The organism is Micromonospora sp. NBC_01412 (genome assembly GCF_045040215.1).
Lineage (GTDB): Bacteria > Actinomycetota > Actinomycetes > Mycobacteriales > Micromonosporaceae > Micromonospora > Micromonospora rubida.
The window spans coordinates 1090472-1110600 of sequence record NZ_CP109528.1 but is presented as its reverse complement, the minus strand read 5'-3'; the positions used below and the strand labels follow the sequence as shown (position 1 = coordinate 1110600).

Annotated in this window: 23 protein-coding genes; 22 read left to right on the top strand and 1 reads right to left on the bottom strand. The window is 74.7% G+C overall.

Annotated elements, in window-relative coordinates; all coding sequences use genetic code 11:
- Positions 1-7: 7 nt before the first annotated feature.
- From murC to OG617_RS04660, 16 genes are all read left to right on the top strand, one after another.
- On the top strand, positions 8-1501 hold the full coding sequence (gene murC, locus OG617_RS04735) for a UDP-N-acetylmuramate--L-alanine ligase (RefSeq protein WP_405099004.1): 1494 nt from the start codon (positions 8-10) through the stop codon (positions 1499-1501).
- A gap of 32 nt (positions 1502-1533) precedes the next feature.
- Positions 1534-2316 carry a cell division protein FtsQ/DivIB gene (locus tag OG617_RS04730; protein WP_405104106.1) on the top strand — a complete coding sequence of 261 codons (783 nt, stop codon included), beginning with the start codon at positions 1534-1536 and terminating at the stop codon, positions 2314-2316.
- 270 nt (positions 2317-2586) lie between these two features.
- A complete protein-coding gene (gene ftsZ, locus OG617_RS04725) occupies positions 2587-3702 on the top strand; it encodes a cell division protein FtsZ (RefSeq protein ID WP_405099002.1) in 1116 nt (371 codons plus the stop codon).
- Between the two features lie 9 nt (positions 3703-3711).
- Entirely contained in the window at positions 3712-4458 is a 747-nt protein-coding gene (locus OG617_RS04720) for a YggS family pyridoxal phosphate-dependent enzyme (protein WP_405099000.1), read from the top strand.
- 187 nt (positions 4459-4645) lie between these two features.
- A complete protein-coding gene (locus OG617_RS04715; RefSeq protein ID WP_405098998.1) occupies positions 4646-5356 on the top strand; it encodes a cell division protein SepF in 711 nt (236 codons plus the stop codon).
- 29 nt (positions 5357-5385) lie between these two features.
- Complete coding sequence (locus tag OG617_RS04710) at positions 5386-5688, top strand: YggT family protein (RefSeq protein ID WP_396682922.1); 303 nt, start codon at positions 5386-5388, stop codon at positions 5686-5688.
- A gap of 52 nt (positions 5689-5740) precedes the next feature.
- On the top strand, positions 5741-6541 hold the full coding sequence (locus OG617_RS04705) for a DivIVA domain-containing protein (protein ID WP_396682924.1): 801 nt from the start codon (positions 5741-5743) through the stop codon (positions 6539-6541).
- Positions 6542-6614: 73 nt separating this feature from the next.
- Positions 6615-7313 carry a hypothetical protein gene (locus OG617_RS04700; RefSeq protein WP_405098995.1) on the top strand — a complete coding sequence of 233 codons (699 nt, stop codon included), beginning with the start codon at positions 6615-6617 and terminating at the stop codon, positions 7311-7313.
- Positions 7314-7319: 6 nt separating this feature from the next.
- Complete coding sequence (locus tag OG617_RS04695) at positions 7320-7619, top strand: DUF167 domain-containing protein (RefSeq protein WP_161690192.1); 300 nt, start codon at positions 7320-7322, stop codon at positions 7617-7619.
- Between the two features lie 22 nt (positions 7620-7641).
- A complete protein-coding gene (locus OG617_RS04690) occupies positions 7642-9147 on the top strand; it encodes a potassium/proton antiporter (protein WP_405098993.1) in 1506 nt (501 codons plus the stop codon).
- Positions 9148-9370: 223 nt separating this feature from the next.
- Entirely contained in the window at positions 9371-9790 is a 420-nt protein-coding gene (locus OG617_RS04685) for a TraR/DksA family transcriptional regulator (protein WP_405098991.1), read from the top strand.
- Between the two features lie 62 nt (positions 9791-9852).
- Positions 9853-10467 (top strand): signal peptidase II, encoded by a 615-nt coding sequence (gene lspA, locus OG617_RS04680; RefSeq protein WP_405098989.1) that lies wholly within the window; start codon positions 9853-9855, stop codon positions 10465-10467.
- Entirely contained in the window at positions 10464-11408 is a 945-nt protein-coding gene (locus OG617_RS04675) for an RluA family pseudouridine synthase (protein WP_405098987.1), read from the top strand. Before lspA ends, OG617_RS04675 begins: the two co-directional genes overlap by 4 nt.
- A 142-nt stretch (positions 11409-11550) precedes the next feature.
- On the top strand, positions 11551-12417 hold the full coding sequence (locus OG617_RS04670) for a hypothetical protein (protein ID WP_405098985.1): 867 nt from the start codon (positions 11551-11553) through the stop codon (positions 12415-12417).
- A 76-nt stretch (positions 12418-12493) separates the two neighbouring features.
- Positions 12494-14092 carry an AAA family ATPase gene (locus OG617_RS04665; protein WP_405098983.1) on the top strand — a complete coding sequence of 533 codons (1599 nt, stop codon included), beginning with the start codon at positions 12494-12496 and terminating at the stop codon, positions 14090-14092.
- 57 nt (positions 14093-14149) lie between these two features.
- Entirely contained in the window at positions 14150-15136 is a 987-nt protein-coding gene (locus OG617_RS04660; RefSeq protein WP_405098981.1) for a DUF2567 domain-containing protein, read from the top strand.
- Here OG617_RS04660 and OG617_RS04655 read toward each other — a convergent pair.
- Positions 15051-15752 carry an LON peptidase substrate-binding domain-containing protein gene (locus tag OG617_RS04655; RefSeq protein WP_405098979.1) on the bottom strand — a complete coding sequence of 234 codons (702 nt, stop codon included), beginning with the start codon at positions 15750-15752 and terminating at the stop codon, positions 15051-15053. The two genes, OG617_RS04660 and OG617_RS04655, sit on opposite strands and share 86 nt — an antisense overlap.
- Positions 15753-15858: 106 nt before the next feature.
- On the opposite strand from OG617_RS04655, the gene hisD reads away from it, so the two are divergent.
- From hisD to OG617_RS04625, 6 genes are read left to right on the top strand one after another with little or no spacing between them, the layout of a single operon-like run.
- Positions 15859-17181 (top strand): histidinol dehydrogenase, encoded by a 1323-nt coding sequence (hisD, locus tag OG617_RS04650; protein WP_405098977.1) that lies wholly within the window; start codon positions 15859-15861, stop codon positions 17179-17181.
- A gap of 22 nt (positions 17182-17203) precedes the next feature.
- The gene (locus OG617_RS04645) at positions 17204-18277 is read left to right on the top strand and encodes a histidinol-phosphate transaminase (protein WP_405098975.1); all 1074 of its coding nucleotides are present in this window, start codon (positions 17204-17206) and stop codon (positions 18275-18277) included.
- A complete protein-coding gene (hisB, locus tag OG617_RS04640) occupies positions 18274-18885 on the top strand; it encodes an imidazoleglycerol-phosphate dehydratase HisB (protein ID WP_405098973.1) in 612 nt (203 codons plus the stop codon). Before OG617_RS04645 ends, hisB begins: the two co-directional genes overlap by 4 nt.
- A gap of 28 nt (positions 18886-18913) precedes the next feature.
- Entirely contained in the window at positions 18914-19084 is a 171-nt protein-coding gene (locus OG617_RS04635; protein WP_405098971.1) for a hypothetical protein, read from the top strand.
- Positions 19084-19719, top strand: a complete 636-nt coding sequence (gene hisH, locus OG617_RS04630; RefSeq protein WP_405098969.1) for an imidazole glycerol phosphate synthase subunit HisH — start codon at positions 19084-19086, stop codon at positions 19717-19719. The genes OG617_RS04635 and hisH overlap by 1 nt, the downstream gene beginning before the upstream one ends.
- Before the next feature lie 60 nt (positions 19720-19779).
- Positions 19780-20103 carry a hypothetical protein gene (locus OG617_RS04625; protein ID WP_405098967.1) on the top strand — a complete coding sequence of 108 codons (324 nt, stop codon included), beginning with the start codon at positions 19780-19782 and terminating at the stop codon, positions 20101-20103.
- Positions 20104-20129 lie beyond the last annotated feature (26 nt).

Sequence of the window (20129 nt, the reverse complement as noted above, 5' to 3'; positions counted from 1 at the left end):
ACCCGTCATGAACACCGCGCAGTTCACCCCGGCCGGCACACTGACCGCCGAGGACCTGGGCCGGATCCACCTGATCGGGGTCGGCGGGGTCGGGATGAGCGGACTGGCCCGACTTTTCCTCACCCGGGGCCTGCCGGTCTCCGGCAGCGAGCTGCGGGACTGGCCGTCGCTGGCCGGGATGCGCGCCCTCGGTGGGACCATCCACTCCCGTCACGAGGTGTCCAACCTCGACGGCGTCGACACTGTGGTCTACTCCTCGGCGATCCCGCAGGACCACCTGGAGATGGTGGAGGCGCGTCGGCGCGGGCTGCGGGTGCTACACCGCTCCGAGGCCCTGGCCGCGGCGATGACCGGGCGGCGGACCGTGGCGGTGGCCGGCACCCACGGCAAGACCACCACCACCTCGATGGTGACGATGGTGCTCCAGCAGGCCGGCGTCGATCCGTCCTTCGTCATCGGCGGGGAGATCTCCGAGGTCGGCTCCGGGGCGCACCACGGCACCGGCGAACACTTCGTGGTCGAGGCGGACGAGAGCGACCGCTCGTTCCTGATCTACCGCCCGTACATCTCGGTCATCACGAACATCGAGGCGGACCACCTCAACACCTACGGCGACCTGGCCACCCTGGAGGCGGCGTTCGCCGAGTTCGCCCGGCTCACCGACCCCGACGGGTTCATCGTCACCTGCGCCGACGACCCGGGCGGGCGGCGGCTGGCCGAGACGCTGCGGGCCGAGGGCCGCCGGGTGCACACGTACGGCGAGGCGCCCGACGCCGACCTGCGGCTGAGCGGGATCGTCTCGTCCGCCCACGGGGTGCGCTACCTGGCCGAGGTGGACGGCCGCTCGCTGGGCGAGATCCGGCTGCCGGTGCCGGGGCGGCACATGGGGCTCAACAGCGCCTCGGCGGTGCTGACCGCGTACCTGCTGGGGTTGCCGGTCGAGGCGGCGGAGGCCGCGCTCGGCGCGTTCCCGGGAGTGCGGCGGCGCTTCGAGCGCAAGGGCGTGGCCGACGGCGTGCTGGTCTACGACGAGTACGCCTACCACCCGACGTCGATGACCCTGGCGTTGCAGACGCTGCGTGAGGTGGCCGGCGACGGGCGGCTGATCGTGGTGTTCCAGCCGTACCGGCTCTACCGCACCCGGGACCTCCAGGCGGAGATCGCGGCGGCGCTGGGCATCGCGGACGAGCTGGTGTTGCTGGAGGTCTTCGGGCCGGGCGAGCTGCGCCAGCCCGGCGAGGGCTCGGCCGCGCTGGTCGAGGCCGTGCCGCTGCCGGCCGACCGGAAGGTCTTCGTGGACTCCTGGGACGACGCGCCGGTGGAGGTGGCCCGCCGGGCCCGCCCTGGCGACGTGGTGGTGACCATGGGTGCGCCGCCCATCTCGCTGATGGGCGACCAGCTCCTGGACGCCCTGTCGGCCCGCGCCGCCGTCGACCCCGCCGTCGACCCCGCCGTCGACCCCGCCGTCGACCCGGGCGGTTCGGCGGCCACCGCCGGATGAGCCCCGGTCCGTCGCGCGGCCGTACCGCTGGGGTGGACCCGGGCGGCGGCCGGCGTGGGCCGGTGCGCCGCTGGCAGCTGGTCCGGGCCGGCACCGACGCGGTGCCGCCGTCCACCCGGCGGTTCATGGCCCGGGCCCGGCAGCGCCGGATGCGCGCGGCGCTGCCCTGGGCGGTGGTCGCCGGGGTGTTCGCCCTGGCCGCGCTGGTGGGCTGGACGGTCTTCGGCACCGGCCTGTTCGGGGTGCGCGAGGTCCAGGTGGAGGGCGCCGAGCTGGTCAGCTCGGTGCAGGTCCGCGAGGCCGCGGCGGTGCCGGACGACTTCCCGCTGGCCCGGGTGGACCTGGCCGGCACCGCCCGGCGGATCGGCACGCTGGCCCCGGTGGAGCGGGCGACGGTCACCCGGGACTGGCCGGGCACGCTGGTGGTGCGGGTGGTGGAGCGGACGCCCGTGGCGGCGGTGCCGCAGAACGGCGCGTTCGCGGTGGTCGACCGGTCCGGGGTGGTCTTCCGGTCCCTGCCGCGTCAGCCGGACGGCCTGCCGGTGGTGCGGGTCGGCCGGCCGGGCCCGGAGGACCCCGGCACCCGGGCCGGGCTGGAGGTGCTGGCCGTGCTCACTCCCCAGCTTCGCGGGCAACTGGTGGAGGTGACCGTGGAGGGGCTGGCCCGGATCAGCCTGCGGCTGCGCAGCGACCGGACCGTGGTCTGGGGGGACGCCACCCGGGGCGCGGACAAGGCCCGGGTGGCCACGGCCCTGCTCAGTCGTGAGGCCGACACCATCGACGTCAGCGCTCCGGACGTGGTCACCTTCAAGTGACCGGCCGGTCAGGGTTCGTCCGGGGTGGCCGGTGGGCGGTGGAAGTGAGGCGTGGCCCTCTCCGTGCGGCGACACGCCGGGCGGGTCCTTGGCTCCGGGCGTGGGGCCGCTTACGTTGCCCCGAAGAGGATCGGTAGTTGACATAACTGTAAGCCTCTAGTAGAGGGTGAGTGTTCAGCTCGGCCTCGCAGGGACAAGCTGACGTCGACGCTGGTCTGGCCAAGCCGTGTGGGGTCGGCCCATGCCAATCTCGAAGGGAAAGGACCGGAGATGACACCTCCGCACAACTACCTGGCGGTCATCAAGGTCGTCGGCATCGGGGGCGGCGGCGTCAACGCCGTCAACCGGATGATCGAGGTTGGGCTCAAGGGCGTCGAGTTCATCGCGATCAACACCGACGCGCAGGCGCTGCTGATGAGCGACGCCGACGTCAAGCTTGACGTCGGCCGCGAGCTGACCCGCGGGCTCGGCGCGGGCGCCAACCCGGACGTGGGCAAGAACGCCGCCGAGGACCACCGCGACGAGATCGAGGAGGTGCTCAAGGGCGCCGACATGGTCTTCGTGACCTGCGGCGAGGGCGGCGGCACCGGCACCGGCGGAGCGCCGGTGGTGGCGAACATCGCCCGCAAGCTCGGCGCGCTGACCATCGGCGTGGTCACCCGGCCCTTCTCGTTCGAGGGCAAGCGCCGACAGGTGCAGGCCGAGGCGGGGATAGACGAACTGCGCAACCAGTGCGACACGCTGATCGTCATCCCCAACGACCGGCTGCTGGCCCTCGGCGACCGCAACATCAGCATGATGGACGCGTTCCGCACCGCCGACCAGGTGCTCCTCTCCGGTGTCCAGGGCATCACCGACCTGATCACCACCCCGGGTCTGATCAACCTGGACTTCGCCGACGTGAAGAGCGTGATGAGCGGCGCGGGCAGTGCCCTGATGGGCATCGGCAGCGCGCGTGGGGAGAACCGCGCGGTCGAGGCGGCCGAGGCGGCCATCTCCAGCCCACTGCTGGAGCAGAGCATGGACGGCGCGCGCGGCGTGCTGCTCTCCATCGCAGGCGGCTCCGACCTGGGCCTGTTCGAGATCAACGACGCGGCCCAGCTGGTCACCGACGCGGCCCACCCGGACGCCAACATCATCTTCGGCGCGGTCATCGACGACGCGCTCGGCGATGAGGTGCGGGTCACCGTGATCGCCGCCGGCTTCGACGGCGGCACCCCGGCGTACAAGGCGGTCGAGCCGGGCCGCAAGACCAACCAGAACCAGCCGAGCCAGCCCAATCCGCCGGTCACGCCGCAGACCACCATGTCGGCGCCGACCCAGTCGCCGCGTCGCGTGCTCTTCGACGACGTGGACGTGCCGGACTTCCTCAAGAACGGATCCTGACCAGCGGCTATGACCGACGCGAAGCCGACCGTGCTCCCGGACCGCCAGGCCGAGCTGGCGGCCGGGCTGGCTCAGGTCCAGGCCCGGATCGCCGACGCCTGCGCGGTCGCCGGGCGGGCCCCTTCCGAGGTCACCATGGTCGCGGTCACCAAGACGTACCCGGCCTCCGACGTGCTGGCCCTGACCGGGCTCGGGGTGACCGAGGTGGGGGAGAACCGGGACCAGGAGGCGGCCGGCAAGGCCGCCGAGGTGGCCGCCGCCGGGGCGACCCCGCGGTGGCACTTCATCGGGCAGCTGCAGCGCAACAAGTGCCGTTCGGTGGTCGGGTACGCCGACGTCGTCCAATCGGTCGACAGCGCCCGGCTGGCCCGGGCGCTGGCCGCCGCGGCGGTGGCCGTCCGGGATCGGCCCCTCGACGTGCTGATCCAGGTCAGCATCGACGGCGACCCGGCCCGCGGCGGCGTGCTGCCGGGTTCCGCCGACCCGGACGCCGGCCTGCACCCGGTGGCCGAGGCGGTGGCCCGCGCGGACGGGTTGCGGCTGGCCGGGTTGATGGCGGTGGCCCCGCTGGGCTGGGAGCCGGAGCGGGCGTTCGCCCGGCTGGCCGAGATGGCGCGGGAGTTCCGGGCCGCCCATCCGGAGGCGGTCGTGCTCTCCGCCGGGATGAGCGGGGACCTGGAAACCGCGATCGGGTACGGCGCGACACATGTCCGCGTCGGCAGCGCGTTGCTCGGAATGCGTTCCACGCTGCGGTAGCCTGACCGCGAGAGAAGCAAATTACATCAGTGTTGTTTCAGGAGCGGCGTCCCGTTGTCAGGGGGCAGGCCCGTGACCGCGAATCGCGGGCCGGGGATTGCCGCTCCGGTCCGGTGGGCAGTTGTCTACCCGCGAGAAGCGACACGGCACGGGGGCGCGTGCCGCACGGCGGACGGAAGGGCGCGGGATGGGTGCACTGCGCAAGGCGGGGGTCTGGCTCGGTCTGGTCGAGGAGGACGACGAGCGGGCCTACGACGACGGTGGCTACGAAAAGAGTGGCTACCGCGAGTCGCGTTACCGGCAGGGCCGATACGCGGAGGAGTTCGCCGACGACGATGACGACGAGGCCGACGAGCCGCCGGCTCCCCGACCACGGGCCGGGGAGCGTGGTCGGCTGACCGAGCGCTCCGCGAGCCGCTCGCTGGACACCGACCGGGCCGAGTCCGACCGGCCGGAGCGGGTCGAGCGCGAGCGCGCCGACCGGTCCAGCGTCCGGTCGATCACCCGCAACTCCGGCGGCGACGGCTCGGGTGCGCTGAGCTACCACACCCGGGACAACCTGGCCCTGGCCCCGCAGGGGCAGGCCCGGGAGCGGGTGGCGCCGGCCGAGGAGGAGCAGCGGTACCAGATCACCACGCTGCACCCGACCACGTACCGTGAGGCCCGCACGATCGGGGAGCACTTCCGCGACGGCGTCCCGGTGATCATCAACCTCACCGAGATGGACGAGGCGGATGCCCGCCGACTGGTCGACTTCGCTGCCGGGCTGGCGTTCGGCCTGCGCGGTACGATCGAGCGCGTGACCAACCGGGTGTTCCTGCTCTCACCGGCCAACGTCCAGGTCACCGCAGAGGACAAGGCCAAGATTGCCGAGGGCGGGTTCTTCAGCCTGAGTTAGCCCCGGCCGACCGAGGGACGTCGCCTGCTGTGTTGTCGATCCTGCTGCAAGTCCTGTACCTGATTCTGTATGTCTTCCTGATCATTCTTCTGGCCCGGTTTGTCCTCAGCGCGGTCCTTGCCTACGGGCGCCGCTGGCAGCCGGGGCGGGGGGCGACGGCGGGACTGGAATCCGTGTGGAGCGTCACTGATCCGCCTCTCAAGGCGTTGAGGCGTGTGATCCCTCCGCTGCGAATTGGTACCGTGAGCATCGACCTGGCCTCCCTTGTGCTCCTGGTTATCCTGTTCGTGCTGATGGAGTTCGTGTTGAAGCGGCTGATCCTCGGGTGGTGAACACCCGCAGGTCCAGCCCGCTACGCGGCCGCAACTGACCCGAGGAGTTTCGATGCCGCTGACCCCGGCCGACGTCCACAACGTCGCCTTCAAAAAGCCGCCGATCGGCAAGCGGGGGTACGACGAGGAGGAGGTCGACGCCTTCCTGGACGAGGTCGAGCGTGAGCTTGCCCGTCTGATCGAGGAGAACAACGAGCTGCGCGCCCAGGTGGAGCGTGGCGGCCGTGGCGGTGCCCCCGCCGGCCCCGGCGGTGACGCCCGGCTCGCCGCCGAGCTGAACGACGTCAAGGCCCAGCTCGACCGGGTGCAGCGCGACAAGGCGGCGGCCGAGCAGGCCGCCCGCGCGATGCAGGCCGAGCTGGAGCAGGTCCGCACCCAGGGCGGCCCGGCTGCGGCCGGCGACGGCGAGCAGCAGGCGCTGCGGGTGCTGATGATGGCCCAGCGCACCGCCGACGACCACGTCTCCGACGCCCGTCGGGAGGCCGACCAACTGCTCTCCGAGGCCCGTTCGAAGGCCGAGGAGGTCACCCACGAGGCTCGCTCCAAGGCCGACGCCCTGGAGCGCGACGCCCGCCAGCGGCACCAGGAGGCCATGGGCGGCCTGGACGCCAAGCGCACCGCGCTGCAGAAGCACATCGAGGAGCTCAAGCAGTTCGAGCGGGAGTACCGCACCCGGCTCAAGGCGTACCTCGAGAGCCAGCTGCGCGACCTCGACGGCCGCGGTCAGGGCCTGGAGGCCGAGATGACCCGCGAGGGCAGCCGGGCCGTGGGCGGCAGCAACGGCCTCGCGGCAGCAGGCCTCGCCGGCTCGTACGGCGGCGGTCGCTCCGGCGCCCTGGAGTCGGGTCGCTGATTCCGGTACGGCGGTCGTCGTGGGGACGACCGCCGACCACGCCCACCTGAATCCGACGCGGCGGGGGTGAGCCGTGCTAGTCGTAAGCCTGTTGCTCATCCTCGTCGCCGTCGTGCTCCTGGTGGTCGGCCTCACCGGTGGTTCCAGCCTGCTGCTGACCACCTCCATGGCGGCCAGCCTGCTGGCCGCCGTCGCGTTGGTGGTCGGTGCCCGCCAGGCGGCCGCCACCCGGGCGGCAGCCGAGCGGTCCGACCCGGACGCCAACTGGGTCCGCCGGCCATCGGCCGGCGACGACCTGGAGGCCGGGGCCCACTCCCCGGCCGGGTCGGACATCCCGGCCCAACACGTTCCCCCGACGATCGGTGCCGACGACACTGGGTGGCGGCAACCACCCGGGTCGTCGGCCGTCGTCGGGGAGGACCCGCACGACCTGTACGCCGACGGGCAGCCGTACCCGGCCGAGGGCCCGCACGATCCGTATGCCGACGGGGACCCGTACGCCGGTCCGGTCGACCCGGACCAGGTCGCAGTGCCGCCGGACGAGCCGCCCGCGCTGCGGGTGTCCCCGTCGGACGCCGCGCTGGTCGCCCAGCTCGACACCGAGGTCCAGGTCGTCGACGGGCGACCCCGCTACCACCTGGCCGACTGCCCGCACCTGTTCGACCGCGTCGCCGAGCCGCTGCCGGTGGCCGAGGCCGTCCGGCTGGGCTTCACCCCGTGCGCCGGTTGCGCGCCGGACACCGTCCTGCTCGCCGACGCCAGGCCACTCTGACGCCCCATGGACGACACGCTCACCGTCGCCGTGCGGGTGAAGCCAGGGGCAGCCCGGGCCCGGGTCGGCGGTCGACACGACGGCCCGCACGGGCCGGCCCTGGTGATCGCCGTGAACGCCCCGCCGGTCGACGGCCGGGCCACCGAGGCGGCCCGTCGGGCGCTGGCCGAGGCGCTCGGCGTCCGGCCGGCGGCCGTGTCGCTGCGGGCCGGCTCGGCCAGCCGGGACAAGCTCTTCCTCGTCGAGCGCCCGCCGCCGGAGCTGGCGCAGGCGCTGCGCCGGCTGCGCGACGGGGCCGACCGGTGACGGCTGCCCGTCCCGGGCCGGCATGACGCCCGGGTTCGACCTCACGCTGCTGCTCGGCGCCGCGGTGCTGCTGGTGGCCGTCGGCGCGGTCCGGTTCTCCACCCGGCTGGGCGTGCCGAGCCTCCTGGTCTACCTCGCGCTCGGCATCGCGATCGGCGAGTCCGGGTTGGGCATCCGGTTCGACGACGTCGAGCTGACCCGGACCCTCGGCTTCTGCGCCCTGATCGTGATCATCGCCGAGGGCGGGTTGACCGCCCGGTGGAGCACCCTGCGACCGGTGCTCGGGCTGGCCGCGGTGCTGTCCACCGTCGGGGTGGTGGTGAGCATCCTGGTGGTCGGCCTGGCGGTGCACCTGCTGCTCGGGCTGGACTGGCGGCTGGCCATGCTCTACGGCGCGGTGCTCTCCTCGACCGACGCCGCCGCCGTCTTCGCCACCCTGCGCCGGCTGCGCCTGCCGCCCCGGCTGGTCGCCACCCTGGAGGCCGAGTCGGGGATGAACGACGCCCCGGTGGTGCTGCTGGTGGTGCTGCTGTCCCGTGCGGCAGCCGACGCCGCCCACCCCTGGTGGTACGAGGGCCTGCTGCTCGGCTACGAGCTGGGCGTGGGCGTCGCGGTCGGGCTGGGCGTCGGGCTCGCCGGCCGGGCGGCGTTGAGCAAGGCGGCGTTGCCCTCGGCGGGGCTCTACCCGATCGCGGCGGTCGGCTTCACCGTGCTCGCGTACGCGGCGGGCGCGGTGCTGCACGCCTCCGGCTTCCTGGCCGTGTACGTCGCGGGGGTGCTGCTGGGCAACGCCCGGCTGCCGCATCGGCAGGCCATCCTCGGCTTCGCCGACGGGCTGGCCTGGCTGGCCCAGATCGGCCTGTTCGTCCTGCTCGGGCTGCTGGCCTCGCCGGGCCGGCTGGACGCGGCGCTGCTGCCGGCGATCGTCGCCGGGCTGGCGCTGGTGCTGGCCGCCCGGCCGTTGTCGGTGGCGGTGTCCGCCTGGCCGTTCCGGTTCGGCCTGCGCGACCAGGCGTTCCTGTCCTGGGCCGGGCTGCGTGGGGCGGTGCCGATCGTGCTGGCGACCATCCCGCTGTCGGAGCGGGTGCCGGGCGCGGAGCGGCTCTTCGACGCGGTCTTCGTGCTGGTGGTCATCTTCACCCTGCTCCAGGCGGGCACCCTCGCCCCGGCCGCCCGCTGGCTGGGGGTGACCGCGCCGGCCGAGCCGGCGGAGATCCGGGTGGAGATCGCCCCGCTGGAGCGGATGCGGGCGGACCTGCTCCAGTTGGAGGTGCCCCCGCAGTCGCGGCTGGCCGGGGTCCACGTGGACGAGCTGCGGCTGCCGGTGGGTGCCTCGGTGACCCTGGTGCTGCGCGACGGGGCGGGCTTCGTGCCTAGCCTGGACACCCGGCTGAAGGCCGGCGACAGCCTGCTGATCGTGGCGACGGCGGGGGTGCGGGACGCCACCGAGCAGCGGTTGCGCGCGGTCAGCCGTCGGGGGCGCCTGGCCCGGTGGTTTGGCGAGTACGGCGAGGATCGCGATGGTTGATCTGCTAGCGTTCCTTTTGCCCATTTGAGGCCTTTTCGAGGCGGAATGGCGGGGCGGCGGTGCGGCACGTTGTCGGACGCCTGTACGTTCCGTATTCTTGCCAACCTCCGGAGTGCGCGGCGAGTGTTGCCGTGCGCCCGTTTTGTACCTGGGGGCGCCAGGCCGGCGACCCCTGTCCAGGGGCCGCGGCAGCGCCGCGGCGCCGCGGCGCTAGGGAGCGACGATGGCGAAGCCAGCCGAGACCAGGACCGCCGGCCGCAAGCCGGTGACCAAGGCCACCCGCAGCGTCGCGGAGACCGAGAAGATCCGGGCGGCCCTGGCGGCGCGGCGGGACGAGTTGCGTGCCGAGTACGATCAGACCCTGAGCGAGATCACCGAGCTGCAGCGCGATCGGCTGACGGACTCGGCCGGGGACGACCAGGCCGACACCGGCACCAAGACGTTCGAGCGGGAGCAGGAGATCTCACTCGCCAACAGCATCCGGGAACGGATCACGCAGGTCGAGCGGGCGCTGGAGCGGCTCGACGAGGGCGGCTACGGCTGGTGCGAGCGGTGCGGCGACCCGATCCCGGTGGAGCGGCTCGCCGCCTTCCCGTCGGCGACCCTCTGCGTGAAGTGCAAGCAGCTGGCGGAGCGGCGCTGAACTCGCTCCCCGGCCGATCAGGACGGTGAGCGATCACCGCCAAGAGCGTCGATGGGGAGCAGATGACGGCTACACCGCCCGCCGGGTCCGAGACCGGCACCGCCGAGCCGGGCGGGGCCCCGCCCCCGGCCCGGCGCCGGGCGCTGGTGATCCTCGCCGCGGTCGCCCTGGTGGCGTTCCTCGCCGACCTGCTCACCAAGCACTTCGCCCTGCTCGGGCTCAGCGACGGGGGACCGGTGAAGCTGCTCGGCGGCGCGGTCTACCTCAGCCTCACCCGCAACAGCGGCGCGGCGTGGGGCATCGGCGGCGACCACACCTGGGTCTTCCCGCTGATCACCACTGGGGTGATCGTCTGGATCGGGTGGATGGCCGTGCGGCTGCGTTCGCTGCCCTGGGCGGTCTCGCTCGGCCTGGTGCTCGGCGGGGCGCTGGGCAACCTGGCCGATCGGATCTTCCGTGCCCCCGGCCACTTCGTCGGCCACGTGGTCGACATGATCAGCCTCTTCGACCCGTACGGCCAGGTGTGGCCGGTGTTCAACCTGGCCGACAGCTCGTTGCTCTGTGGGGTGGTGTTGGCCGTGGTGCTGGAACTCACCGGGCGCCAGCGCGACGGCTCCCGGCTCGGCAGGGACAAGGCCGCCGACGCGGTCCCGGCCGGACAGCGGGAGCGGGCGTGACCGCGGCGTTCGCCGCGGGCGGCGACCAGCGTTCCCTGCCGGTGCCGGACGGCCTGGACGGCATGCGGCTCGACCAGGCCGTGTCCCGGCTCTTCGGGCTCTCCCGCACCGCCGCCGCAGCCCTGGTCGACGCCGGTGACGCGCTGGTCGACGGCGCGGCCCGGCCCAACTCGCACAAGGTCAAGGCAGGCTCGTGGCTGGAGGTGACTCTGCCCGCCCCGGTCGCCCCGGCGACCGTGGTGCCGCAGACGGTTCCCGGCCTGCGGGTGGTGTACGCCGACGACGACATCGTGGTCGTGGACAAGCCGGTGGGCGTGGCGGCCCACCCCAGCCCCGGCTGGACCGGCCCGACCGTGATCGGCGGGCTGGCCGGCGTCGGGCACCGGATCTCCACCAGCGGCGCCGCCGAGCGGCAGGGCGTGGTGCACCGCCTCGATGTCGGGACCACCGGGATCATGGCGGTGGCCAAGAGCGAGCAGGCGTACACCGCGCTGAAGCGGGCCTTCAAGTACCGCGAGGTGGAGAAGCGCTACCACGCCGTGGTGCAGGGCCACCCGGACCCGCTGCGCGGCACCATCGACGCTCCGATCGACCGGCATCCGACCCACGACTACCGGTGGGCCGTGGTCTCCGACGGCAAGCCCAGCGTCACCCACTACGACACGCTGGAGGCGTTCCCGGCGGCGAGCCTGCTGGACGTCCGGCTGGAGACCGGCCGGACCCACCAGATCCGGGTGCACTTCTCCGCCCTGCGCCACCCCTGTGTGGGCGACCTCACCTACGGCGCGGACCCGACGCTGTCCGCCCGGCTGGGCCTGGACCGGCAGTGGCTGCACGCCCGGTCGCTGAGCTTCATGCACCCGCGCACGGGCGACGAGGTGACCTTCGTCAGCGACTACCCGGCCGACCTGGAACGGGCGCTGGAGATCCTCCGCGACTGACCCGACGTCCCACCGAGACTCTTCCGACGAGGGGGCCCGCGCGGTGCGCGCTACCGAACCACCGCGGTCCGACCAACCGCCGTCGGGCCCGGAGGCCGGGCCGGCCGCGACCGGCCCCGCCGCCGGTCGCGTCCCGGCCGGAGTGGCCCGCAGGCCTCGCCTGATCACCTCGGCCGCGCTGCTGGCGGTGGCGGCGGTGCTGCTCACCGCCGGGTGGGCGAGCCGCCGGGACCGGCCGGCGGGGGACCGAACGGTGGGCGAGGTGACCCGGGTCGGAATCGCCTCCGGCGACCCGATCCCCGGGTACCTGAGCGCCGCCGCGGCCGAGCTGGCGGCCCTGCCGGCCGCCGGGTCGCCGGCCGGAACGTACGCGCTGGTGTCGTTCTCGGCGTACGTCGCCCCGGGCGGGCTGCCGGCGCTGCTCGACGGCGTGTCCGTCGCGGAGGTGGTGGCCCGGGCGCCGCTGCCCGGCCGGCAGACCGAGATCGTCCGGCTGCCGGTCGGATGGCTGCCGCAGGACGTGACCGCCGGGATGGCCGGGGTGGCCGACCGCAAGGACCGCGAGGCCGCCGACCAGCGGGCCCGGGCCGCCGGCGCCGCCGACCCCGAGCTGCGCCGGGGGTACGAGACCGGGGCGCAGGTCGCGGCGGGCGAGGCGGCGGCGTACCGGGCGGGGTGCGCCTGCGTGTACGCGGCGGTGGTGCGAGGCGTGCCGGAGGAGCTGCGGGCGCTGGCCGGTCGGCCGCGGGTCCGGGCCGTCGAACCGGCCCCGGAGCTGCGCCGGTTGGACCGTACCGTGCTGACCCCGCCGCTTCCCGAACAGCGCGACGTGGCCCGCCCGCCGGCCGACACCGGGCCGGCGCCGGGGGCGGGCGAAACGTCGGAAGCGGCACCGAAGGTCGTGGTGTCGTCACCGCCTGTCGGCCCGGCGTCGGCCGGGGAGATCGCGCCGAGCGCCGCGACCTCGCCGTACGCGGCCGGCGGCGACCCGGAGGCGGTGCCCCGGTGACAAAGACGGACCAGAAGGTGCGCAGATCGGTGTGGTCCGAATAGGGTTTCGTTCGTAGCCTGTCAGGCGGAGATCGATGGCGCTGGGAGGGCGAGCCTTGGACGGCACGGAGACCAGCTGGGGTCGACCGGCCGAGCCAGCACCGCGATGGCGGGCGCTGCTCGACCGGGCCCGCCACGGCGGTCGCACCGCGGAGCAGGCTGAGGTCGACCATCGTGCCGAGGAGGCGTCCCGGGTGGCCCCTGACCCGCTGCCCCGGCGTACGTCGGGCAACGGCTATGCCGGGCGGGCGCAGGCGATCGGCCACTCCGCCGAGCCGTCGTACGGCGCGGAGCCCGGCCACCCGGCCGAGCCACCCCACGGGGGCTACCGGGCCGGGGCGAGCTACCGGGTGGACCCGGCCTACCGGATCGACCCGTCCTACCAGGCCGGGCCGGCGTACCAGCCTGAGCCGTCCTACCAGCCAGGGCCGGCGTACCAGCCTGAGCCGTCCTACCAGCCCGAGCCCGCCTATCCGGCCGAGCCGGTGTACCCGGTCGAGCCGGCGTGGCGGGCCGAGCCGGCCCACCCCGAGCCGGAGCCGGTGCGCCGCGCCGACCTCGCCCCGCCGGCCCAGTCCCGGTACGCGATGCTGGACACCGGCTACCGGCGCGAGCCGCCACCGGTCGAGTCGCGGTACGCGCTGCTGGACGGCGGCGGGTATCGGCCCGAGCCGACGTACCAGCCGCCGGTCGAGCCGACGTACCAGGCCCCGGTTGAACCGGTCTACCAGCCCCCGGTCGAGCCGGTCTACCAGCCCGGGCCGCCGGCCGTGGTGGACCGGGGCTACCCGGCCCGGATCGAGTGGCGACCGCAGAGCCCGGAGATCGAGCTGGAGCGGTCCGCCGGGGTGCTCCGTCGGGAGCTGGGCACCTCCCGGGTGCTCGCCTTCGCCAACCCCAAGGGCGGGGTGCACAAGACCACCGCCACGGTGCTGGCCGCCGCCACCGTCGGCAGCGTGCGGGGCCGGGGCGTGCTCGCGTGGGACGACAACGAGTTGCGTGGCACCCTCGGGCTGCGAGCCGGCAGCGCCCGGCACGCCCGGACCATCCGGCACCTGATCGGCGACCTCGCCCAGATCGAGATCCGCGAGGGCGCCGAACTGCTGGCGAGCCTGGACGACTACCTGCGGCACGCCTCCGACGGCTCGTACGACGTGCTGGCCGGGGAGGAGAGCCCCCGGTTCGCCCAGCGGCTGGACCAGTTCACCGTCAAGCGGGTGCTGGAGCTGCTGCGCCGTACCCACGACGTGGTCTGCGTGGACACCGGCAACAACGTGGAGAGCCCGAACTGGCGCACGGTGATGCAGGCCGCCGACCAACTGGTGGTCACCACCGTGCCCCGGGAGGATGCCGCGTTCAGCGCGGACTGGATGCTCGACCTGCTGCACGAGGTGGGCATGGGTGAGCTGGCCGACAACGCGGTCACCCTGATCTCCTGCCCGACGCCCGGCCGCTCGCCGCTGCAGGACGACCTGGAGCGGCACTTCGCCACCCGGACGCGGGCCGTGGCCGTGGTGCCGTACGACCCGGCGCTGGAGACCGGGTCCTCGATCGAGTACGAGCAGCTCCAGCCGGAGACCCGCCAGGCCTGGCTGCGCGCCGCGTCGACCATGCTCGAACCCTTCGCCGGCTGAGGACCGTCCGGCGGCACCGACGCCCCGGGGGCGGGCCCGGTCTGGAAGGATCAACCGGTGAGCCCGGACACCTCCGATTCCGACCGCCCCGTGCCCCCACCCGCCGCGCCGGGCGGGCCCGAGCCCGGGGCGCAGCCCTGGCCGGCGGCGGGCCCGGAGGCCCCCGGCTGGTCCGCCGGCCTGCCGGTGCCGCCGGGCACCCCCGCCGCCGTGCCCGGCGCGGACCCGCTCGCCTGGCCGGCCCCCGACCCCGGGGCGTCCGGTCCGGCGGCTCCCGCCACCGGCAACGTCCCGCCCCCCGCCGCCGACCGGCCCGCGCGGCGGCCGGGCCGGGCGATCGCGGTGGCGCTCGGCGCGGCGGCGGCGCTGGCCGCGCTGGGCGTTCCGTTGGGGCTGCTCTGGGCGGCCGTCGCGCCCGACACCCCGGTGGTCAAGACCGCCGCGGGCGCCGTCTACGCCCAGCCGCAGCCGGAGCAGCCGATCGCCGCGGACGGCTGGTTCAGCATGCTCGGGCTCGGGTTCGGCGTGCTCGCCGCGCTGGCCCTGTGGGTGCTGCTGCGTCGCCGCCGCGGCCCCGCCGGGCTGCTCGCCGGCGTGCTCGGCGGGCTCGCGGCGGCACCGGTGGCCTGGCAGGTCGGCCGCCGGGTCGGCCTGTCGACGTACGACCGCCTGCTGGCCGATGCCCCGGTGGGGCAGGCGTTCACCAAGCCCGCCGACCTGCGCGCCGGGGGCGTGCACTGGTTCCTCGACGTGCTCCCGGTGCCGTACGGCAACCTGCTGCTGCCGGCGTTCGCCGCGGCCGTGACGTACACCCTGCTGGCCGGCTGGTCCCGCTGGCCGTCGCTGCGCCCGGAGCCGACGCCCGACCTGAACTGGGCGCTGGACGCCCCGCCCGGCGGTTTCCCGGCCGCCCCGCCCGGCGGCTACCCGGCCGGCCCGCCCGGCGGTGCGCCGGGGGTCAGTTCGGGGCCGGCGGGCTCGCCAGCTCCGACAGCGGCACCGGAACCGCCCGCACCTGGCGCAGCAGAGCCGCCTCGCGGTTGAGCAGCCGCAGCTCGGCGCGGAGCCGGGCGGTCGTGTCGTCGATGGCAAGCAGCCGCTGCCGGTCGTCCACGGTCAGCATGGCCGTCGCGGCGACCAGGTGGGACAGGACGGTGGGGTCCTCCGGGAGCTGCTCGGAGATCTCCTCCGGGGCGGGTCGGATCAGCCCGAGGTACTGCCGGAACACCGAGATCACCCGGGCCGCCAGCAGGTCGGCGCCCTCGTCCGGGCCGCCCGGCTCCGGCAGCCACTCCACCTCGGCGGTCAGGTACGGCTCGGCACGCTCGTCGACGTCGACGATGCGGAACCGCCGCCGTCCCACCGTGACGATGTCGAACCCGCCGTCGGCCAGCTCGGTCACCTGACGCAGCTCGGCGGTGCAGCCCACCTCGTGCAGCGTGACGTCCCCGACGCCGGGGACGGGCCGGTCTGTGGCGCCGGGGGCCACCTCCCAGCCGGCCCGGATCGCCGCCACCCCGAACTCGCGGGGCGCGCCCTCGGGCAGGCCCACCAGGTGGCGCACCAGGGCCCGGTAGCGTTCCTCGAAGATGTGCAGCGGCAGCACCAGGCCGGGGAAGAGCACCGTCCCGAGGGGGAAGATCGGCAACCGTGCAGTCACGTGGTCGAGCCTAGCCCGCCCGCGCCGCGCCGGCGTGGCCCGGCTCACCGTCCCGGCCTGCGGGCGGCGCGGGCCGGCGCCGGGCGGTCCGCCTAGACTCGCAGGGGTGTTGAATCGGATCGACCTGCGCGGCGCCGTCCGGGACCCCCGCCGCCTGCTGCCCCGTGCCCAGCTCGACGTGTCCGTGGCCGTCGAGCGGATCCGTCCGCTCGTGGAGGCGGTCCGGGAGCATGGGTACCCGGCGATCCGGGAGGCGAGTGAGCGGTTCGACGGCGTCTCGCCGGAGCGGCTGCGGGTCCCCGCCGAGGCGATCGCCGAGGCCGAGGGGACGCTCGACCCGCAGGTCCGCGCGGCGCTGTCGGAGTCGATCAGCCGCGCCCGGAAGGTGCACGCCGACCAGCGGCGCACCGACCACACCACGCAGGTGGTGCCCGGCGGCACGGTCACCGAGCGCTGGGTGCCGGTGGACCGGGTCGGCCTGTACGTTCCCGGCGGCCTGGCGATGTACCCGTCGACCGTGGTGATGAACGTGGTCCCCGCCCAGGCGGCCGGGGTTCGTTCCCTGGTGGTGGCCAGCCCCCCGCAGCAGGACAACGGCGGCCTGCCCGACGCCCGGGTCCTCGCGGCCTGCGCGCTGCTCGGCGTCGACGAGGTGTACGCCGTCGGCGGCGCCCAGGCGGTGGCCATGCTCGCGTACGGCTCGGCCGTCGACCCGGCCGGCGCGGAGCGCTGCGACCCGGTCGACATGATCACCGGTCCGGGCAACATCTGGGTGACCGCCGCGAAGCGGCTGCTGCGCGGGGTGGTCGGCATCGACGCCGAGGCCGGCCCGACCGAGATCGCCATCCTCGCCGACGACACGGCCGACCCGGCGCACGTCGCCGCCGACCTGGTCAGCCAGGCCGAGCACGACCCCCTCGCGGCCAGCGTGCTGGTCACCCCGTCGCCCGCGCTGGTCGAGGCGGTCGAGCGGGAGCTGGCCCGGCAGGTGCCCGCGACCAAGCACGCCGAGCGGGTCACCACCGCGCTCACCGGTGAGCAGAGCGGCGTGGTCCTCGTCGACGACCTGGAGGCCGGCCTGCGGGTGGTCGACGCGTACGCCGCCGAGCACCTGGAGATCCAGACCGAGAACGCCCGAGAGTGGGCGCTGCGGGTGCGCAACGCCGGGGCGATCTTCGTCGGCGCCTGGTCGCCGGTGTCGCTGGGCGACTACTGCGCGGGCTCCAACCACGTGCTGCCCACCGGCGGCTGCGCCCGGCACTCCTCGGGCCTGTCGGTGCAGTCCTTCCTGCGCGGCGTCCACCTCATCGAGTACACCGAGCAGGCGCTGCGCGAGGTGGCCCCGCACGTGGTCGTCCTGGCCGGGGTGGAGAACCTGCCGGCCCACGGCCAGGCGGTCAGCGTGCGCTTCCCGGGGGACGCCCCGTGAGCGGGCGAGGCGGGGTGGCGGCGTGAGCACTATCGACGACCTGCCGATCCGCGACGACCTGCGGGGGCTGTCCCCGTACGGGGCGCCGCAGCTCGACGTGCCGGTGCGGCTGAACACCAACGAGAACTCCTACCCGGTGCCCGAGCCGGTGGTCGACGCGATCGGCAAGGCCCTCGCGGCGGAGCTGCGCGACCTCAACCGGTACCCGGACCGCGACGCCGTGGCGCTGCGCGCCGACCTGGCGGCGTACCTGGGCCACGGGCTCGCCGTCGAGCAGGTGTGGGCGGCCAACGGCTCCAACGAGATCCAGCAGCAGCTGCTCCAGGCGTTCGGCGGCCCGGGGCGCAGCGCGCTCGGCTTCGCCCCGGCGTACTCGATGCATCCGTTGCTGGCCCTGGGCACCGGCACCCGCTGGGTGCCGGCCCGGCGTGGGGCGGACTTCGGGCTGACCGCCGACGAGGCGGTGGCCCAGGTCCGCGAGCACCGCCCCGACGTGGTCTTCCTCTGCTCGCCGAACAACCCCACCGGCACCGCGCTGGATCCGGCGGTGGTCGCCGCGGTGCTGGCGGAGGCCCCCGGCATGGTGGTGGTCGACGAGGCGTACGCCGAGTTCGCCCGCCCCGGCACGGTCAGCGCCCTCGCGGTGCTGCCCGGCCACCCGAGGCTGGTGGTGACCCGGACGATGAGCAAGGCGTTCGGCTTCGCGGGCGGCCGGCTCGGCTACCTGGCCGCCGACCCGGCGGTGGTGGCCGCGGTGCAGCTCGTGCGGCTGCCGTACCACCTCTCCGCGCTCACCCAGGCCGCCGCCCGCGCGGCGCTGGCGCACCGCGACGCCCTGCTCGGCACGGTCGAGGCGATCATGGGGCAGCGGGACCGGATCGTCGCCGAGCTGCGCGCCCGGGGTCACCGGGTGGCCGACAGCGACGCCAACTTCGTGCTGTTCGAGGTGGGTGGCGACCAGGCGGTGGCCTGGCGTGCCCTGCTCGACGCCGGTGTGCTGGTTCGCGACGTCGGGCTGCCCGGCTGGCTGCGGGTCACCGCCGGCACCCCCGCCGAGACCGACGCCTTCCTCACCGCGATGGAGAGACTTCAATGAGCCGGACCGCCCGGGTGGAGCGGATCACCAAGGAGACCAAGGTGTTCGTCGAGATCGACCTCGACGGCACCGGAGCGGCCGAGATCGGCACCGGGGTCGGCTTCTACGACCACATGCTGCACCAGATCGCCCGGCACGGCGGCTTCGACCTGACCGTGCGTACCGTCGGCGACCTGGAGATCGACGCCCACCACACGATGGAGGACACCGCGCTGGCCCTGGGCACCGCGTTCGACGAGGCGCTGGGGGACAAGGCCGGCATCCGGCGGTACGGCTCGGCCACCGTCCCGATGGACGAGGTCCTGGTCCGGGCCGCCGTCGACCTGTCCGGCCGCCCGTACGTGGTGCACGACGAGCCGCCGCTCGCGCCGTACATCGGGCCGGTCTACCCGACGAGCATGACCCGGCACATCTGGGAGTCCTTCGGCCAGGCGGCCCGGATCACCCTGCACGTGGACGTGCTGCGGGCGGCCCGCCCCGGCGGCCACCCGGACGCCCACCACGTGGTGGAGGCCCAGTTCAAGGCGGTCTCCCGCGCCCTGCGCGAGGCCACTGCCATCGATCCGCGCTCGGCCGGTGCGATCCCCAGCACGAAGGGCGCGCTGTGAGGCCGGGCGCGCGGAAGGGACGATCCTGATGGGATCTGTGCTGCCGACGCTGCTGTTGATCCTCGCCGGGGTGCTGGTCGGCGGGGTGTGGTCGCTGTACCGCCAGGGCGCGCCGCGTAGCGCGGTGGTGATCACCGCGTTGCTCGCGGTGGTGGCCACCGTCGGCGGGGTGCTCTGGCTGCTGCCCGGGGAGGGCTGATGGCGAAGCGGATCGTGGTGCTCGACTACGGCTCGGGCAACCTGCGCTCGGCCGAGCGGGCCCTGGAACGGGCCGGCGCGCACGTCACGGTGACCGACGACCTGACCGCCGCCGCCGAGGCCGAGGGCCTGGTCGTCCCGGGCGTCGGCGCGTTCGCCGCCTGCATGGCCGGGATCGAGGCTATCGGCGCGGGTCCGGTGATCGCCGAACGGGTCGCCGCCGGCCGTCCGGTGCTGGGCATCTGCGTCGGCATGCAGGTGCTCTTCGAGCACGGGGACGAGCACGGGGTGGTCACCAAAGGGCTCGGGCTGCTGCCCGGCGCGGTGACGCGGCTGGCCGCCGCCCGGCTGCCGCACATGGGCTGGAACACCGTGCACGCCCCGGCGTCGTCGACTCTCTTCGCCGGCCTGCCGGCGGACAGCCGCTTCTACTTCGTCCACTCCTACGGGGTGACCGACCCGGCGGCGCTGGCCGCGGCCGGGGCGACGGTGACCACCGCGCACCACGAGACGGACTTCGTGGCCGCGGTCGAGCGGGGCGCGCTGTCGGCCGCCCAGTTCCATCCGGAGAAGTCGGCCGACACGGGCGCGGCGCTGCTGCGTAACTGGCTGGCCACCGTGACCGTCGATGGCTGAGCGGGTCATCCGGCCGGGCCGCCCGCCCGCCGGCCCGGCGACGCCGAGCGGGGGCGTCCGATGAGCAAGGAGCGGGCCCGCCGCCGGGAGGCCCGCGAGGCCCAGTTGGAGCGGGAGCGGGCCGTCCGCCGCCGCCGGGTGGCCCGCCGGGAGCGCCGCCGCGCGGTGGTACGCCGGTTGCTGCCCCGCCGGTCGCGCCGCAGTTCGGGCCGGCTGGCCCGGCACACCAGGGGCGAGCGGGCCGCGATCGTGGGGCTGACCGGGGTGGCGATGGTCGGCATCTGGAGTTTCGTCGACGACCTGGCGCTGCGGGTGGTGCTGGTTGTGTTGTTGCTGCTGGTTCTGCCGGCGGCCGTGGTGATCGCCCTGGGCCGCCGGTCCTGATCCATCGTGTTTCCGATCCATCGTGT

Coding starts and splice junctions, on each gene's coding strand:
- murC (WP_405099004.1), top strand. CDS start 8: ATGAACACCGCGCAGTTCACCCCGGCCGGCACACTGACCGCCGAGGAC.
- ftsZ (WP_405099002.1), top strand. CDS start 2,587: ATGACACCTCCGCACAACTACCTGGCGGTCATCAAGGTCGTCGGCATC.
- OG617_RS04720 (WP_405099000.1), top strand. CDS start 3,712: ATGACCGACGCGAAGCCGACCGTGCTCCCGGACCGCCAGGCCGAGCTG.
- OG617_RS04715 (WP_405098998.1), top strand. CDS start 4,646: ATGGGTGCACTGCGCAAGGCGGGGGTCTGGCTCGGTCTGGTCGAGGAG.
- OG617_RS04705 (WP_396682924.1), top strand. CDS start 5,741: ATGCCGCTGACCCCGGCCGACGTCCACAACGTCGCCTTCAAAAAGCCG.
- OG617_RS04695 (WP_161690192.1), top strand. CDS start 7,320: ATGGACGACACGCTCACCGTCGCCGTGCGGGTGAAGCCAGGGGCAGCC.
- OG617_RS04690 (WP_405098993.1), top strand. CDS start 7,642: ATGACGCCCGGGTTCGACCTCACGCTGCTGCTCGGCGCCGCGGTGCTG.
- OG617_RS04685 (WP_405098991.1), top strand. CDS start 9,371: ATGGCGAAGCCAGCCGAGACCAGGACCGCCGGCCGCAAGCCGGTGACC.
- lspA (WP_405098989.1), top strand. CDS start 9,853: ATGACGGCTACACCGCCCGCCGGGTCCGAGACCGGCACCGCCGAGCCG.
- OG617_RS04665 (WP_405098983.1), top strand. CDS start 12,494: ATGGCGCTGGGAGGGCGAGCCTTGGACGGCACGGAGACCAGCTGGGGT.
- hisB (WP_405098973.1), top strand. CDS start 18,274: ATGAGCCGGACCGCCCGGGTGGAGCGGATCACCAAGGAGACCAAGGTG.
- OG617_RS04635 (WP_405098971.1), top strand. CDS start 18,914: ATGGGATCTGTGCTGCCGACGCTGCTGTTGATCCTCGCCGGGGTGCTG.
- hisH (WP_405098969.1), top strand. CDS start 19,084: ATGGCGAAGCGGATCGTGGTGCTCGACTACGGCTCGGGCAACCTGCGC.
- OG617_RS04625 (WP_405098967.1), top strand. CDS start 19,780: ATGAGCAAGGAGCGGGCCCGCCGCCGGGAGGCCCGCGAGGCCCAGTTG.